This window comes from Sphingobium fontiphilum (genome assembly GCF_014196635.1).
In the GTDB taxonomy this organism is placed as follows: domain Bacteria; phylum Pseudomonadota; class Alphaproteobacteria; order Sphingomonadales; family Sphingomonadaceae; genus Sphingobium; species Sphingobium fontiphilum.
Genome location: NZ_JACIEB010000002.1, coordinates 177,905 through 194,485, shown reverse-complemented (window position 1 = coordinate 194,485; position 16,581 = coordinate 177,905). Strand labels below are relative to the sequence as shown.

The following is a 16,581-nucleotide window of genomic DNA, read 5'->3' as shown; positions in this document are numbered from 1 at the left end:
GTTCCCCATTTTATTGCATTGCCGTTTGGAGGGTGATCATGGCTGTTCGGATGAATGGCGTTAAATCTGTTGTGTTCGAACGGGACGCGCTGTCGTCCATCGGCATGGCACGAATCCAGCCTGTTTCTGCGGCGGAAAGGGCATGGCTCGTCCTCGACGATCCGATCGAGGGTGGTGACAGCAACGACCGGCTCGACGGGACGGCTGGCGACGACACGCTCTATGGCTATGCGGGCAATGACATCCTTCATGGCTTTGACGGCAATGACCTGCTGGACGGAGGCTTGGGTATCGACGCGATGTATGGAGGGCGCGGCGACGATCTTTTCATTGTCGACAATATGCGCGACCGGGTGATGGAACTGGCCGGAGAAGGCGTCGACACCGTGCGTTCCCTGGCGCTTCGTTACATCCTGCCCGAAAATGTGGAGAATATGGTCGCGGGCCTGACGGTCGGGCAGGCATTGATCGGAAACGTCCTCGCCAACCATCTGAGCGGCAATGTCGGCAACGACATCCTGAACGGCGGCGGCGGCAGCGACGTGATGGCGGGCGCTGCGGGCGACGACCTCTATTATGTCAACGATGCTGGCGACAATGTGGTCGAGGACGAAGGCCAGGGCAACGACAGCATCATGTCGTCGGTCACCTATAGTCTGGAGGGGCGCTTCGTCGAAGCGCTGACGCTGCTCGGCACCGCCGTGCTCAACGCCTATGGCAATGACGGCGCGAACATATTGAACGGCAATGTCGCCGACAACCTGTTGATGGGCAATGGCGGCAACGACGTTTTAAATGGCGGCATCGGAGAAGACATATTGAACGGCGGCACGGGCGCTGACCGGATGGACGGCGGCGTCGGCAACGACATCTACATTGTCGACAATGTCGGCGACATCGTCATCGAACTACCCGAAAGCAGCCGTCCCGAAAACAGCCGTGACGAAGTGCGCACCAGCCTCGCCCGCTACACACTCCCTGCCGAAGTCGAACGGTTGACGGGAACAATGAGCAGCGGCCAGACGCTGATCGGCAATGGGCTGCGGAACGTCATCATCGGGCGTCATGGCGATGACGTCATTAACGGCGGAGCCGGGACGGACCTGATGGTCGGCGGGCTGGGCAATGATGTCTATTATGTCGACAATAGTGGCGACCGCATGGTCGAGAAGGTCAATGGCGGCGAAGATGTCGTCAAGTCGTCGGTCAGTTTCTCCCTCGCCGGGCAGCATATCGAAGATCTTGTGCTGATGGGCTTCGGAGACATCGACGCCACGGGCAACCCCCTCGCCAACCGGTTGTTCGGCAATGAGAATGACAATGATCTGCACGGGATGGCGGGCAACGACGTTATGACGGGTGGGGGTGGGTCCGACCGCTTTTTCTTCGAAACGATGCTTGGCTCCAGCAATGTCGACCGGATCACCGACTTCAACGTCGCGGACGACACCATCATGCTGCAATATCCCCCGTTCAAGACCGGATCGTACGGCGTGCTGGAGGAATCGCGGTTCCACATCGGCACTGCGCCGCAGGACGCGGACGACCGTGTCATTTATGATCCGGCCAGCGGGAATTTGTTCTATGACCGGGATGGCACGGGCGTGGCTGCGACAATCCTCTTTGCCCAGATTTCGCCCGGCCTTGCCCTGACCCATGCCGATTTCATCATCTTCTGATCGCTGACCGGGCGGCCGGGTCATTCCGGCGGCGGCGACGGCGGTCGCCAATCGGGCAGGTCCTGCGGCTCGTTGACGTCGTGCAGCATGGCGCCGCTGGTTTCGACCTGGACGCCGTGGCTCAGCAACGCGCGCGGCCCCTGATCGCCGCGTAGCGCCTGTAATTCGGGGAAATGCTTGCGGCCGATGAAGGCCGGGGCGGATGAGGAGAAGCCGTCCGTGCTGGCGACGACCGACCTTATGTCCTCCGCCGCCAGGCAGATGCGGTTATAATGGGTCTGGGGCACGTCGGGCATGTCAGCCAGGCACAGCAATATGCCGCGCACCCGCCGCATCGGCATCAGATGCTCGACCGCCATGGCGATGCTGGCGGCGATCCCGTCCTGCGGCCGATCATTCACCAATATCGTGTAGCCGCGCCGCTCCAGCTTGCGATGGATGACCGGTGCCAATGCGATCGGGCGGGCGACGGCGACCATTTCCGCAAAGGCCATGGAGGCCACCGTTTCCAGCACATGCGCGACCATCGGCTTGCCGCGAATGGCGGCCATCAATTTGTCGTCATCGCCAAAGCGCGCTGACTCGCCTGCCGCCAGCAATACGGCGGCGATCCGGTCAGTTCGCATGTGGTGGGAGAAGAAAGCAGGCGGTCGGCATGAAGGAAAACCGTTATGCAGCCCTGGAAAGACGCAAAGAGAATAAGTGCTGGCGCAATCGTGCCATTCCTGCTTCGGGCTGTCCAGTGCTCTCAAGGGAAAGGCGTCATGGGTGGTAATCCGGCGCAGTGGACGCCATATGCGCCCTCACTTTGGAGAGTGTGAGGAGTGAAAGGCAAATGGCAGTGAGCGAAATGCGGGATGCGCAGGCCGGGCCGGACAAATTGCCAGTGCCCGCTGAAGTGGCCGAAGCGGTCCGCACAATCATAAACTGGGTCGGGGATGATCCGATGCGCGAAGGCCTGCTGGACACGCCCGAGCGGGTGGCGCGGGCCTGGGCCGAATATTGCCGCGGTTATGGCGACGATCCGGCCTATCATCTGTCGCGCATCTTCCACGAAGTGGGCGGTTATGACGACATCATTCTGCTCAAGGATATTCCGTTCCAGTCGCATTGCGAACATCATATGGCGCCGATCATCGGTCGGGCGCATATCGCCTATCTGCCCGGCGAATATGTTGTCGGCATTTCCAAACTGGCGCGCGTTCTCCACGCCTTCGCCCATCGGCTTCAGGTGCAGGAGCGGCTGACGGCGGAGGTCGCCAACTGCATCTGGGAGCATCTGAAACCCCAGGGCGTGGCCGTGGTGATCGAAGCGACCCATGGCTGCATGACCGGGCGCGGCGTGCGCACGCCAGGGGTCACCATGAAGACCAGCCGTATGCTGGGCGTGTTCCGGGAGGATAGCAAGAGCCGCGAAGAGGTCATGGCCCTCATCGAGGCTTAAGTCCGATCCCGGGCAGAAATTGCACTATCGACAGGTGACCTTCTCTTCGCGCGACGCTATGCGGTCGGCGATAGAGAGCTTCATGGAAAAGGGATGTCCCGATGACGTATGAAATGATCCTGGTCGAACAGCGCGGCGCGGTGACGTTGATCACCCTCAACCGTCCCAAGGCGCTCAACGCCCTCAACAGCCAGGTTCTGGCCGAACTCAGCGATGCCTTTGCCGCGTTCGACGCCGATCCGGCGCAGCACTGTGCGGTGTTGACGGGTAGTGGCGAAAAGGCTTTCGCGGCGGGCGCCGACATCAAGGAAATGGCGGACAAGCCCGCCGCCGACTTCTTCCTCGAAGATTTCTTTTCCGGCTGGCAGACCGGCGTGGTCGCGACCCGCAAGCCGTGGATCGCGGCGGTGGCCGGCTTTGCGCTGGGCGGCGGCTGCGAACTGGCGATGATGGCCGATTTCATCATCGCCGCCGATACCGCGAAATTCGGTCAGCCCGAAATCAAGCTGGGCGTCGCGCCGGGCATGGGCGGTTCGCAGCGCCTGACCCGCGCCGTCGGCAAGGCGAAGGCCATGGAAATGTGCCTGACCGGCCGGATGATGGGCGCGGAAGAAGCCGAGCGTTCGGGTCTGGTGTCGCGCATCGTGCCCGCCGCCGACCTGCTGGAAGAGGCGCTCAAGACCGCCGCCGAGATCGCCGCCATGCCGCCCATGGCCGCCATGGTGAACAAGGAAATGGTCAACACCGCGTTCGAAACCGGGCTGGCGCAGGGATTGCTGACCGAACGCCGCATGTTCCAGATATTGACCGCGACGCAGGACAAGATGGAGGGCATGGCCGCCTTTATCGAGAAGCGGCCGGGGGTCTGGCAAGGGCGCTAGACGCCTGTCAGCCCCGCCATCGGGGCTTTCATGCAACAGTCATAAAATTCGGGCGGCGGCATGGAGGGTCATGCCGCCGTTTTCGTTTCTATTGAAAACGAACCCGTGCGCCAAGCGCATGGCCGACCGCGTTGGCGTGTCGGTAACCAACCGGAGAGAGGATGATTGCAGCGCCCCGCCGCCCAAAGGCGGGGGGGACGCCGCCCTGAATGGCCGAAAATGAATTTCCCGTCAGGGACATACAGGGAAGGCCCGCCATGCAAACAGCAATTTTCCGCCGCGCTTTGCTCGCTTCCACGCCGTTGATCGCTCTGGGCCTCGCTTGGACGGCGACGCCCGCCATGGCGCAGGCGCCCGGCGCGGACGACGAGAATATCGTCGTGACCGGCCGCCGCATCTCGCAATCGTCCGAAGCGATCGGCGAGGACAAGGTGAGCAATGTCGTGGCCGTCACGCGCGAGGCGCTGCTGTCGGCGCCATCGGGCATTTCGGGCCTCAAGATGCTGGAGCAGTTGCCCGGCTTCAACGTCCAGACCGACGGTGCGCTCGGCCTCTATGAGTTCGGCAACAGCGTTCAGGTCCGCGCCTTCAACCTCGACCAGATCGGCTTCGTGGTCGACGGCATCCCCACCGGCCGCAGCGACGCCTTCGGCGGCAGCCCGGTGTTCCGTTATGTCGACAATGAAAATCTGGGCGTGGTGGAGGCCGCCATCGGCGCGGGCGACGTGTCGCTGCCCAGCTATTCGACGCTCGGCCCGGTGGTGCAGTATAACAGCATCACGCCGCAGGACGGGATGGGGCTGTTCGTCTCCCAGAGCTTTGGCGACTTCAACATGAAGCGCACCTTCATCCGCGCCAGCACGGGGCAGGTCGGCCCGTTCCGCGCCTATGTCAGCCGCACCAAGCTCGACAACGATCTGTGGCGCGGCCCCGGATCGGTCGACCGCGAACATTGGGAAGGCCAGATCCATGCGAACCTCGGCGGCGACAGTTGGGCGCGCTTCAAATTCGTGTCGAACAACTTCTTCGATTATGACTCGCCGACGATAACTCGCAACCAGTATAACTGCGTCAATGTCGATGCAGCGGGTCGCTGCGGTCGCGACTACGCCTACATAGGCATCGTCCCCAACACGACGGTCGTGCCCGGCTTCGGCAATTTCGCGCCGCTCACAACCGCGCCAAACATCTATTATTCCAACCCCAATTATGCGCAGGTCTACAACCTCGCCATCAACGTGCGTAAGGACAAGCTGTATGGCGCGACCTTCCATGCCGGCATTGCGGAAGGCGTATGGGCGGAATCGACCCTCTATTGGGAAGACAAGGGCGGCTATGGCGTGTCGCCTGACACCTATGGCAACTCGCTGACCCGCTATAATGGCCAGGTGGCCGTTGGCCTGCCCGTCACCGCGCCCAAGGGCATCCAGTTCGGCCGGTCAGGCGTGGGCGGCGACCGCTATGGCATCACCAGCAAGCTGCATTGGGAAATGGGCGTCAACACGGTCGAGGCGGGCCTGTGGGCCGAGGTCGACAAATATCACCGCACCCAGGCCCGTTACAACACGGTCGACGGCGCGCCCGATGGCGCGCCGCTGCTCGATGAACTCGTCTATCTGCGCCGCGACTATCGGTCCAAGCGCGACACGCTTCAGGTCTTTCTGAAGGACACGCTCAAGCTCGCCGACGAGCAACTGGTGCTCGACTTCGGGTTCAAGGGGCTGATGCTCGATTATCTCTACAACGGCTATCGCGACTTTGACGATTATTACCGCGTCGTGGGCGGCGTGGCTCAGCCGGGCTGGGGGGTAAGCCGCAACACCGCCCAATATCGCGACATGTTCCTGCCGATGGCGGGTGTGCTCTACAAGTTCGACGGCCGCACCCAGATGTTCGCCTCCTACGCGGAAAACATGGCGCTGCCCAAGGGGATGGACGACATCTATTCCGTCATCCGTCCGGGCGGCGCGCTGGTGCCCCAGCCAGCGCCGGAACGCTCGCAGAATATGGAAATCGGCATCCGCACCAATCAGGGGCAGCTCTATGCCAGCCTCGCGGGCTTCTACACCAAGTTCAAGAACCGCATCCAGTCGATCACCACCATCCTGCCGGGCAGCGGCGGCGCGGCGACCGAAACCTTCTTCCAGAATGTTGGGCGGGTGCGGTCCTATGGCGTGGAATTCAGCGGCACCTACAAGCCGTCCTTCCTCAACGGGCTGGCCTACTCCAACCTTAACGTCACCTATAACAACGCCAAGTTCAAGGATGATATTGCGGCCGCCGCGCCGATCCTGATCGCCGGCAAATATATCCCCGACAGCGCCAAGTGGATCGTCAGCGGCGGCGTGACCGTCGAACCGGCGAGCTGGCTGGTCGCCAACATCTCCGGCAAATATACCAGCAAGCGTTATTCCAGCTTCACCAACCTGCGTCCAAACCCAGGTGATCCGACAGGTGCGCAAATTTCGTCGGCCATTCCGGGCTTCACCGTGTTCAGCGCCTATGTCGACATTGGCGACGGCCTGTCCTTCGGCCCGATCAAGGGCGTCAAGGCGCGGTTCAACATCGACAATCTGTTCGACAAGGATACGTTGTCCTACATCTCGTCTTCGGTGACGGGCGACGGCTTCTTCCGCCCGCTCAGCCCGCGCACCTTCCAGTTCACCATTTCAGGAGAAATCTGATCGTGCGGACGTATTGGATGGGGGCAGCGTTGATCGCGCTGCTCCCCGGCATTGCCGGGGCGCAGGCCGTGTCGAAGAAGGACATGGCGCTGCACCAGAAGCTGCTGACGCTCGACAGCCATCTCGACACCCCCGCCTCGCTCGACCTTCCCGGCTGGTCGATCGAGGATGAGCATGACGTGCTGCACGATTATACCCAGGTCGACCTGCCCCGGATGAAGAAGGGCGGGCTCGATGGCGGCTTCTGGGCGATCTACACGAGCCAGGGGCCGCTGACGGTCGAGGGGTTCCGCAAGGCGCGCGATTTCGCCATTCTGCGCGGCCTGTCTATCCGCAACATGGTAGCGGCCGACCCGGCCAATTTCGCGCTGGCGCTGGAGGCGAAGGATGCCGCGCCCATCGCCGCGTCGGGCAGGCGCGTCGTCTACATGTCCATTGAAAACGCCTATCCGCTGGGCGAAGACGTGTCGCTGCTCAAGACCTTCCACGACATGGGCGTGCGGCTGGTGGGCTTTGCCCATTTCGCGCACAACCAGTTCGCGGACAGTTCCACCGATCCATCGAAGAAGCCGCGCTTCGGCGGGCTTTCGCCGCTGGGCAAGGAATTGCTGAAGGACATGAATCGCCTGGGCATTGTGCCCGATGCGTCGCACAGCAGCGATCAGGTGCTGGACGACCTGCTGGCGCTGTCGACCACGCCGGTCCTGCTGTCCCATTCGGGATGCAAGGCGGTCTATGACCATCCCCGCAATATCGACGACGACCATCTCAGGGCGCTGGCCGCCAAGGGCGGCGTCATCCAGATGAACGCCTATGGTTCCTATCTGCGCGCCATCAAACCCAACCCCGAACGGCAGAAGGCGATGATGGCGCTGTTTGCGCAGATGCGCGAGGGGGCGAAGATTTCGGCCGAAACGCGCGCCGAACTGCTCAAGAAGCGGCAGGAGATCGACCGTCTCTATCCCGAAACGGACAGGCCGACCTTCGACGATTTCATGGCGCACATGCTCCATGCGCTCAAGGTCGTCGGCCCCGACCATGTCGGCATCGGCGCGGACTGGGATGGCGGCGGCGGCGTGGTCGGCATGGAGGATGTGGTCGACCTGCCAAAGATCACGGCGGCGTTGCTGAAGGCGGGCTACTCCGAAAGCGACGTGGCCAAAATCTGGTCGGGCAATGTGCTGCGCGTGCTGGCGGCTGCGGAGGCCGGCAAGGCCAAGTGACGAGAAGAGGGAAGGGGACGGCATCCGTCGCGGGATGACGGCGATTGTCAGTGGCCATTCATAAATCTGCCGCTAGGCTGCGCCGCCTATGACTGTCCTTTCCCGGCGCTTTTCCGCATCCCTCCTCGTCCTGTCCCTGCTGATCGGCGGGGTCAGCCCCGTCGCCGCCGCTGATCGCGCGGCGGAATCCAGTCCGGCAGGGCATGTCGCGCCACAGGCGCGGCCCTGGCTTTATGAAAATAGCGACGTTCCGATCGACCCGGCCTGGCGGTTCGGGACGCTCGCCAACGGCCTGCGCTATGCGGTTCGGCGCAACGGCGTGCCGCCGGGTCAGGTGAGCATCCGCCTGCGGATCGACGCGGGTTCGCTGATGGAGCGGCCCGACGAGCTGGGCTACGCCCATTTCATGGAGCATCTGACCTTCCGGGGCTCGCGCTATGTGCCCGATGGCGAATCCAAGCGCATCTGGCAACGGCTGGGCGTCAGCTTCGGCAGCGATTCCAATGCCCAGACGACGCCGACCGGCACCACCTATGCGCTCGACCTGCCACAGGCGACGCCCGATGGCCTGCATGAAAGCATGAAGATATTGGCGGGCATGATGGCCGATCCCAATATCGTCGACGAAGCCGTGAAGGCGGAACAGGCGGTGGTGCTGGCCGAAATGCGCGAATCGGTAGGGCCGCAATTCCGCCTGTCGGACGCCAGCCGCAAATTGTTCTTCGCGGGGCAACCGATGGCCGATCATGCGCCCATCGGCACGGCGGAAACATTGAACGCCGTGACCGCCGCGAAGATGGAGGCGTTCCACCAGCGCTGGTATCGCCCCGAAAACGCCGTCATCTCGATTGCGGGCGACATGGATCCGGCGGACGCGGAAAAGCTGATCCGCGACCATTTTTCCGATTGGCAGGCGCCCGGCAAAGGCGCGGCCCTGCCTGATTTCGGCGCGCCCGACGCCGCCGCCGCGCCCGCGACCCGCGTCTTTGTGGAGCCGGGCGTATCCAAGGGCGTCACCATGGCCTGGCTGCGCCCCTGGAAACCGCGCGCCGACACCATCGCCTATAATCAGGCGAAGCTGACCGACATGCTGGCGCTTCAGATCGTCAATCGCAGGCTGGAACAGGCGGCGCGCGCGGGCGGCAGCTTCCTTCAGGCGTCGACCGAGCAGCAGGATGTCAGCCGGTCGGTCGACGGCACGTTCGTCTCCATCGTGCCGACGGGCGACAATTGGGAAGCGGCGCTGAAGGATGTGCGCGCGATCATCGAGGACGCGGTGACGACGCCGCCGTCTCAGGCGGAAATCGACCGCGAATATGCGCAGCTCGACACGGCGCTCGGCATCCGCGTCGAAAATGCCGACACCGAAGCGGCGGCAAGCCAGGCGAGCGACCTCGTCAGCGCGGTCGACATTCGCGAAACGGTGGTCAGCCCGCAGGCGGCGCTCGACATCTATCGCGGCGCGCGGCCCATGATGACGCCCGATAACCTGCTCGCCTCGACCAAGCGCCTGCTGTCGGACGGGGTGTTCCGCGCCCTGCTGGTGTCGGGCGCGGCCGATCCGGGCGCGGAATCGAAACTGGCGTCGGCGCTGGCCGCCCCGGTCGCCGCCGCGGCCCCTGCGCGTCAATTGGCCAGGGCTGTGACCATGGACGACCTCCCCAAATTGGGCGCGCCGGGCGCGATCGTCTCGCGCAAGCCCGTCGGCCTGCCGGGCATGGAGGAGATCGCCTTCGCCAATGGCGTGAAGCTGATCCTGTTCGCCAATGACGTCGAAAATGAAAAGGTGCGGATCGCCGTGCGCTTCGGCCATGGCCAGCAGGATTTTTCACCCACCCGTCCGGCGCCCGGCTGGGCGGCGGGCTATGCGCTGATGGCGAGCGGCATAGGAACCCTGGGGCAGGATGCGCTGGATCAGTTGACCAATGGTCGGCGCATGGAACTGGATTTCAAGACAGACGAAGACGCGTTCGAAATGACCGCGCTGACTCGTCCCGCCGATTATCGTGACCAGTTGCGCCTGTTCGCGACGAAGCTCGCCGCGCCGGGTTGGGATCCTGCGCCGGTGGCGCGGGTCAAGGCGGGCCTTTCATCCGCGATCGATTCGCTGTCGCGCTCGCCCGACGGCGTCATGCAGCGCGATCTGGATTGGCTGCTGCGCGACAAGGATGTCCGTTTCCGCACGCCAGGCCGAGCCGAGATTGATGCGCTGACGCCAAAGGCTTTCCGCGCGACATGGGAACCGATCCTCGCATCCGGCCCCATCGAGGTGGAAGTTTTCGGCCATGTGAATGCCGAAGAAGCGGTGCAGGCTGTGGCCGGAACATTCGGCGCGTTGCCCCCGCGCAAGGAACGGGCGGTCGCCGCCGCCAGCCGGACGATGCGCTTCCCCGCGCCGGTCAGCACGCCGGTCGTGCTGCGCCACAAGGGCGACAAGGATCAGGCCGCCGCCGTGCTGGCATGGCCCACCGGCGCAGGCTTTGCGGGCATGAAGGATGCGCGCCAGCTCGAGATGCTGACGCAGATATTCAACGACCGGCTGTTCGACCGGTTGCGCTCGGCGGAGGGGGCGGCCTATTCGCCTACGGTGCAGAATAACTGGCCGTTTGGTTATGACGCGGGCGGCTATGTGCTGGTGTCGAGCCAGTTGCGGCCCGACCGTGTCGCCTATTTCTATCAGGTGGCGCGCGACATCGCCGCCGATCTCGCCAAAAATCCGGTGAGCCCCGACGAATTGCAGCGCGCCATCGCGCCAATGCGGCAATTGCTGGCGCGGGTGTCGACGGGCAACGCCTTCTGGATGAAGCAGATGGAGGGGGCGACGCGCGATCCACGCTATGTCGAGGCGATGCAGACCATGGGCCGCGACCTGCTGAACGTCTCCGCCGCCGATTTGCAGGGTCTGGCCGCCAAATATCTTGCGCCGGGTAAAAGCTGGTCTGCGGTGGTGTTGCCGGAGGGCGTGGAGGCGAAGTGAAGGTTTATCGAGGCAGGAACGAAGCTCGGGTTGGGCATTGCGGACAAATTCCCTATTGGTTGGATGGCGGGCCTTGGGGTGGGGAGGAGACTGACAGCTTTTAAGTTGAGCTTGTCGCATTGCGGACATTGGTTCGCTCGACCAAGCTGGACTCTCCGCACATCTTGCCTGATCGGCTGAACTGGTGCGGTCGATGTCTCCCCTCATCTGGCATTGGATGATGCTCAGTAGCGCCATGGCGGCGTATGAAGGAGGAGCATCCGGCGAATGCACACATGCTGTCGATCGACCTGGCAAAGCGCAGCTTCTAGGTCTGCGCGACTGATCGAGCAGGGCAGGTTTGAAGCGCCCCGGCTTTTCAGGAGGCAGTTTTTATTGGACTATGCAGCCATATCGACGTTCTCGAGTGCTGCATAGTAATTGTCTTCGGCCTCAGCGGGCGGGTTGTGCCCGATAGAGCCGAAGAGCCGGTGATTATTGTACCGATCGACCCAGCGCAGCGTTGCCATTTCCACGGCCGAATCGCTTGGCCATGACCGCTGCCGCCAGATGACCTCGGCCTTGTAAAGGCCGTTGATCGTCTCGGCCAAGGCGTTGGGGCGATCGCCAGCTCGCGGCAGATCGGCTCGATCCCCAAATTCTCGCGATGGGCGTCGATAAACGCGATCATCATCTGCCGGGGCGGTCGAGCCCCGCCATCGCAATATATGCGGAAGCCTTGCGCAAAATCTTTTTGGCCCGGCGCAGTTCCTTCCCTTCGCGCTCAAGGAGCCTCAGCCGTTCCCGGTCATTAGCGGCCTGCGCCGCCGGCCCCGCTCGTCGGCTCGCCTCGTCGCGGCGCCAGCCGCGTAGCGTCTCGGTTGTGCAGCCGATCTTACCGGGAAACGACTTCATCGCCGCCCACTCCGACGGGTAGTCCCCTCGATGCTCGTCCACTATCCGGACCGCACGGTCACGAAACTCGGGCGAAAACTTGTTCCTCGTAGCGCTCATCGTAGCTCCGCCTCACAAGTGGGAGCCTCCGGAAAAGCCGGGGCGCTTCAGACCGATAGTTGGGGACTGGAAGTGATTGAAGCCGGTATCGTGATCGGCCAGGGCGATGACGAACGCGACTGTGGCAAGTTTGAATTCGTTGCCCTGCCGCGCATTGGTGAAAATTTGCTCATCCGCCTGTTGGGTGATCTCATATCTCTGCGCGTCGCAGAGGTCTTTCATCATCCCTCTCGGGACGGAGAAGATCCAGCCCGTCGGTCGTATTGTGCGCTGAGAAGCGCTAACCCAGTTCATAATCGTATGATCTTGCGACGCCAAGTTGATCGCTTCGATCAAATCTCCACCTGACTGCCCAATTCGATCACTCGGTTTGTCGGCAGTTTGAAGAACTCCATCGCGCTTTCGGCGTTGCGAACCATCCAGGCGAACAGCTTCTCGCGCCAGATTGCCATTCCCGGGCGGGTTGAGGCGATCAGCGTCTGCCGAGCCAGGAAATAGCTGGTGTCCATGGGGCGGAATGGACCGCCGGCTCTGTTTTCCTGCGCCAGCTCGGTCGGGATATCGACTTCGTCCATAAAGCCGTAATGAAGCATGATCCGAAAGAAGCCGTGCCCCAAATCCATGACCTCCCGCCTGTTTTCCGGAACAACGTGCGGTACACCTTCGGTAATGACGGTCAGGATGGCGACGCGCTCATGCAGGATGTGATTGTGCTTGAGGTTGTGGAGCAGTGCCGGAGGAATGCCCTCGCTCGACGAGGCGAGGAAAACCGAGCTCCCGGAAACGCGCCGGACCTTCTCACCCACGGAATTCAGGAAGACATCGATCGGCATGGCGCCCTCTTCGAGCCGCTCGCGCATCAGGCGCCTACCCGTTGCCCAAGTCGTAAGCAACGTGAAGGTAACCAGGGCCACCAGTAGCGGAAACCATCCACCGTCGGGGATCTTGGTCATATTCGAGGCGAAGTAGGCGCCATCGACGATCAGGAAAGCGCCCGTCACAAGCGACGCAAGCAACGGATGCCATTTCCACACCGCAAATGTCAGCACGCCAACCATGCAAGCCGTAATGAACATCGTGCCGGTAACGGCGATGCCGTAGGCTGCAGCCAGGTTGGTGGAACTCTCAAACCCGATCACGAGCAGGATGACCAGGGCCAGCAGCCCCCAGTTGACCAGCGGAACGTAAATCTGTCCGAATGCCTTTGCGCTGGTGTGCAAAATCTTGATGCGGGGCAGAAACCCCAGTTGCACGGCCTGCCGAGAAACCGAGTAGGCGCCTGAGATGACCGCCTGGCTCGCGATGATCGTCGCCATCGTAGCCAGGAAAACGAGCGGCAGGCGCGCCCATTCCGGTGCCATCAGAAAAAACGGATTCTGGGCTGCATCCGGATTGACTAGCAAGAGTGCGGATTGCCCAAGGTAGTTGAGCATCAGGCACGGGAACGCGACGTACAACCACGAAACCATGATGGCCTTGCGTCCAAAGTGCCCCATATCGGCGTACAGGGCCTCGGCACCGGTCACAGCGAGCACCACAGAACCAAGCGCCAGGAATGCCAGCCCCGGATCAATCGCAAAGAACGCTACCGCATAATGCGGACTAAGTGCCCACAGCACCTCGGGCGCGGCCATGATGCCCCGGATGCCGAGCACGGCGAGGACCAGGAAGTAGACCACAATTATCGGCCCGAAGAGGCGGCCAACAGCCGCGGTACCGTGCTTCTGGATAGCGAAGAGACCGATGAGAATGGCAATCGAGATCGGCAGGACGAACCGCGCCAGATCCTCGTTGACGACAGTAAGCCCTTCCACTGCCGAAAGCACCGAAATTGCTGGCGTGATGATAGCGTCGCCATAGAACAGGGACGTTGCGACCAAACCGAGCATGGTGATCATCGCACCACGATGTCCGGCATTCCCCAGCTTGCGTTCGATGAGCGCCAACAGCGCGAGACTGCCACCCTCGCCCTTGTTGTCCGCGCGCAGCACGATGAAGACGTACTTGATCGTGACCACCAACATCATCGTCCAGAACACGAGCGACAGCACGCCAAAGATATGAGCCTTGTCGACCGCCAATGGATGGTGGCCAATGAAGCTCTCCTTCAACGCGTAGAGCGGCGAAGTTCCGATATCCCCGAATACCACCCCGATTGCGCCCAGCGCGAGTACCGGGAGGCTGTCAGGATGGCCATGCGATGTGTCAGATTCACTCATTCGGACACGCCTATTCGCGCGCGCGCGAGGACGCCATGAACTTTACGAAATCTTTATGGCGAAGCCCGAATTCCCCGTGGAACCTTAACGCCTGGGTGGCGCACATGGGACACCGCATTTGAAATGCGGGAGTTTGTCCATGTCACTTCATTTCGATCGTCTGCGCCGGGGTGAGCGCTGGTGGGCGGCAGAAATTGTTCTGCGCGCAATCGGTCTCATGCTGCTCGTCGGTTGCTACAGGCTCGCACTTGTTGCGCACCGGATGGTAACCGCGCCACCACCGCATCAGGCGACACTTGGCGAGTTCGCGATCTGCACTGCTATCGTCGTGACTTTGACTAGCGGGCTTGCCTTCACGCTCTTTGGCCCTGGCCTGTTCGAGGAAGTGCCAATCCCCCGCAATAGCGCCTACTTTCCGGGCAAGGGACCACTATGACCGGCTACGCACGCCCCAGATGGGCGCCCAAAATCATGCAGTTAATCCAACGATTGAAGCCGTTCAGTGCAAGTCGGCAGTTTGCGGCCAGCTTCTGCAAAGTCGGCAAATTCGAGGCGGAAAGAGGAAAAACCAATGACCGATCTGATGTGGTTGGCGGTGCTGGGCGGGCTGTTCCTGCTGACACTCGCCTATGTACGCCTCTGTGACGAGGCCTGAGGGGGTTGCGATGACTTTACCACTCGCTCTTGCCGGTTTCACCGCACTCGGCTTGCTCGTCTATCTGGTGGCCGTGCTCGTCCGGCCCGAACGCTTCTAAGGGGGGCTGACATGACCATTCAGGGCTGGACGCTGATCCTCGCCTTCACCGGCATTCTTATCGCGCTGACAAAGCCGATGGGGATGTTGCTTTTCGCCGTCTACGAAGGCAGGCGAACCTTGCTTCATCCTGTGCTCGGTCCGGTCGAGCGCGGCTTCTACAAGCTTGCCGGCATCGATCCCAATGCCGAGCAGAGCTGGCGCCGCTATGCGTTGCACATGTTGCTGTTCCAGTTGGTCCTGTTGCTGTTCACCTATGCGATCCTGCGCCTGCAGGCGTTCCTGCCGATGAACCCACGCGAACTTCCCGGCCTTGGCGCGGACGGGGCGCTGAATACGGCGGTCAGCTTTACGACCAACACCAACTGGCAATGGTATTCCGGGGAGGTCGCGCTGTCCGACCTCAGCCAGATGCTGGGTTTGACGATCCACAACTTCCTCTCCGCCGCCACAGGCATTGCGATCGCCTTCGCCCTGTTCCGCGGCTTTGCGCGGCGCGAAATGGCGAGCATCGGCAATTTCTGGGCCGATTGTACGCGGGTGACGCTCTACATCCTGCTGCCGATCTGCCTGGTCTATGCGCTTTTCCTGATCGCTAGCGGCGTGCCGCAGACCTTTGCCTCGTCGGTGGATGCGACAACGCTTGAAGGGGTCAAGCAGACCATCGTGCTCGGGCCTGTCGCCAGCCAGGAAGCGATCAAGATGCTCGGAACCAACGGCGGCGGCTTCTTCAATGCCAATTCCGCCCATCCGTTCGAGAATCCGACGGCCCTGACCAATCTGGTGCAGATGCTCTCGATCTTTGTGATCGGCGCCGGGCTGACCTGGTGCTTCGGCAAGGCGGTCGGCAACACCCGCCAGGGCTGGGCAATCCTCTCGGCGATGATGGTGATCTTCTTCGCCGGCGTCAGCATAGTCTATTGGCAGGAAGCCGCCGGCAATCCGATCCACCATGCTCTGGGCCTCGCCGGTGGCAATATGGAAGGCAAGGAAGTCCGCTTCGGCATCGCGGCCAGCGCGCTGTTCTCGGTCATCACCACCGCAGCCTCCTGCGGCGCAGTCAACGCCATGCATGACAGCTTTACCCCGCTCGGTGGCATGATCCCGCTTTTCAACATGCAGCTTGGAGAGATTGTCGTCGGCGGTGTCGGAGCGGGCATCTATGGCTTCCTGCTCTTCGCGATGCTGGCGGTGTTCGTCGCCGGGCTGATGGTGGGCCGCACGCCGGAATATGTCGGCAAGAAGATCGAGTCGCGGGAAGTGAAGCTGGCGGTGCTGGCGATTGCCGTGCTGCCGCTGTGCATCCTCGGTTTCACCGCCATCAGTGCCGTGCTGCCGGATGGGCTTGCAGGTCCACTCAACAAGGGACCGCATGGCTTTTCGGAGATCCTCTACGCGTTCAGTTCGGGCACCGGCAACAATGGCTCTGCATTCGCGGGACTGACAGCTGGCACCCCGTTCTACAATGGCCTGCTTTCGGTAGCGATGTGGATCGGAAGGTTCTTCGTGATCGTGCCGGTGCTGGCCATCGCCGGCAGCCTTGCGGCCAAGAAGTACACGCCGGAAAGCGCCGGTTCGTTCCCCACCACCGGTCCGCTGTGGATCGGTCTGCTGATCGCGATCATCCTGATCGTCGGCGGGCTGACCTTCCTTCCCAGCCTCGCGCTCGGCCCGATCGCCGATCATCTCGCGATGATCAATGGCCAGCTTTTCTGAAGGCGAAAAAC

At 62.2% G+C, this 16,581-nt stretch carries 12 protein-coding genes, 1 pseudogene and 1 other annotated feature; of the genes and pseudogenes, 9 read left to right on the top strand and 4 right to left on the bottom strand.

Annotation, left to right across the window (positions count from 1 at the left end; translation table 11 throughout):
* The first annotated feature begins 38 nt into the window (after window positions 1-38).
* Window positions 39-1,679 (top strand): calcium-binding protein, encoded by a 1,641-nt coding sequence (locus GGR44_RS05235; RefSeq protein WP_183954414.1) that lies wholly within the window; start codon window positions 39-41, stop codon window positions 1,677-1,679.
* Between the two features lie 20 nt (window positions 1,680-1,699).
* Here GGR44_RS05235 and GGR44_RS05230 read toward each other — a convergent pair whose 3' ends face one another.
* Complete coding sequence (locus GGR44_RS05230) at window positions 1,700-2,305, bottom strand: nucleotidyltransferase family protein (protein WP_183954413.1); 606 nt, start codon at window positions 2,303-2,305, stop codon at window positions 1,700-1,702.
* A 209-nt stretch (window positions 2,306-2,514) separates the two neighbouring features.
* On the opposite strand from GGR44_RS05230, the gene folE reads away from it, so the two are divergent.
* From folE to GGR44_RS05205, 5 genes are all read left to right on the top strand, one after another.
* Window positions 2,515-3,123, top strand: a complete 609-nt coding sequence (gene folE, locus GGR44_RS05225; protein WP_183954412.1) for a GTP cyclohydrolase I FolE — start codon at window positions 2,515-2,517, stop codon at window positions 3,121-3,123.
* Between the two features lie 101 nt (window positions 3,124-3,224).
* Complete coding sequence (locus tag GGR44_RS05220) at window positions 3,225-4,004, top strand: enoyl-CoA hydratase-related protein (RefSeq protein ID WP_183954411.1); 780 nt, start codon at window positions 3,225-3,227, stop codon at window positions 4,002-4,004.
* 341 nt (window positions 4,005-4,345) lie between these two features.
* Window positions 4,346-6,688, top strand: a complete 2,343-nt coding sequence (locus GGR44_RS05215; RefSeq protein ID WP_425511303.1) for a TonB-dependent receptor domain-containing protein — start codon at window positions 4,346-4,348, stop codon at window positions 6,686-6,688.
* A 17-nt stretch (window positions 6,689-6,705) separates the two neighbouring features.
* A complete protein-coding gene (locus GGR44_RS05210; protein ID WP_183954836.1) occupies window positions 6,706-7,911 on the top strand; it encodes a dipeptidase in 1,206 nt (401 codons plus the stop codon).
* A gap of 88 nt (window positions 7,912-7,999) precedes the next feature.
* Window positions 8,000-10,888 (top strand): M16 family metallopeptidase, encoded by a 2,889-nt coding sequence (locus tag GGR44_RS05205; protein WP_183954409.1) that lies wholly within the window; start codon window positions 8,000-8,002, stop codon window positions 10,886-10,888.
* A 380-nt stretch (window positions 10,889-11,268) separates the two neighbouring features.
* On the opposite strand, the pseudogene GGR44_RS05200 reads toward GGR44_RS05205, so the two are convergent.
* From GGR44_RS05200 to GGR44_RS05190, 3 genes and pseudogenes are all read right to left on the bottom strand, one after another.
* A pseudogene (locus GGR44_RS05200) lies at window positions 11,269-11,881 on the bottom strand (transposase).
* Window positions 11,484-11,600, bottom strand: a sequence feature (AL1L pseudoknot). It overlaps the preceding pseudogene by 117 nt.
* Window positions 11,882-11,893: 12 nt before the next feature.
* Window positions 11,894-12,217: a hypothetical protein gene (locus GGR44_RS05195; RefSeq protein ID WP_183954408.1), complete on the bottom strand. Its 324-nt coding sequence runs from the start codon at window positions 12,215-12,217 to the stop codon at window positions 11,894-11,896.
* Entirely contained in the window at window positions 12,214-14,100 is a 1,887-nt protein-coding gene (locus GGR44_RS05190) for a potassium transporter Kup (protein ID WP_183954407.1), read from the bottom strand. The genes GGR44_RS05195 and GGR44_RS05190 overlap by 4 nt, the downstream gene beginning before the upstream one ends.
* Before the next feature lie 139 nt (window positions 14,101-14,239).
* Between GGR44_RS05190 and GGR44_RS05185 the strand changes: the two genes are divergently transcribed.
* From GGR44_RS05185 to kdpA, 3 genes are all read left to right on the top strand, one after another.
* Window positions 14,240-14,536 carry a hypothetical protein gene (locus tag GGR44_RS05185; RefSeq protein ID WP_183954406.1) on the top strand — a complete coding sequence of 99 codons (297 nt, stop codon included), beginning with the start codon at window positions 14,240-14,242 and terminating at the stop codon, window positions 14,534-14,536.
* Window positions 14,537-14,765: 229 nt separating this feature from the next.
* Window positions 14,766-14,855, top strand: a complete 90-nt coding sequence (locus GGR44_RS05180) for a potassium-transporting ATPase subunit F (protein ID WP_183954405.1) — start codon at window positions 14,766-14,768, stop codon at window positions 14,853-14,855.
* An 11-nt stretch (window positions 14,856-14,866) separates the two neighbouring features.
* On the top strand, window positions 14,867-16,570 hold the full coding sequence (gene kdpA / locus GGR44_RS05175; RefSeq protein WP_183954404.1) for a potassium-transporting ATPase subunit KdpA: 1,704 nt from the start codon (window positions 14,867-14,869) through the stop codon (window positions 16,568-16,570).
* The last annotated feature ends 11 nt before the right edge of the window (window positions 16,571-16,581 follow it).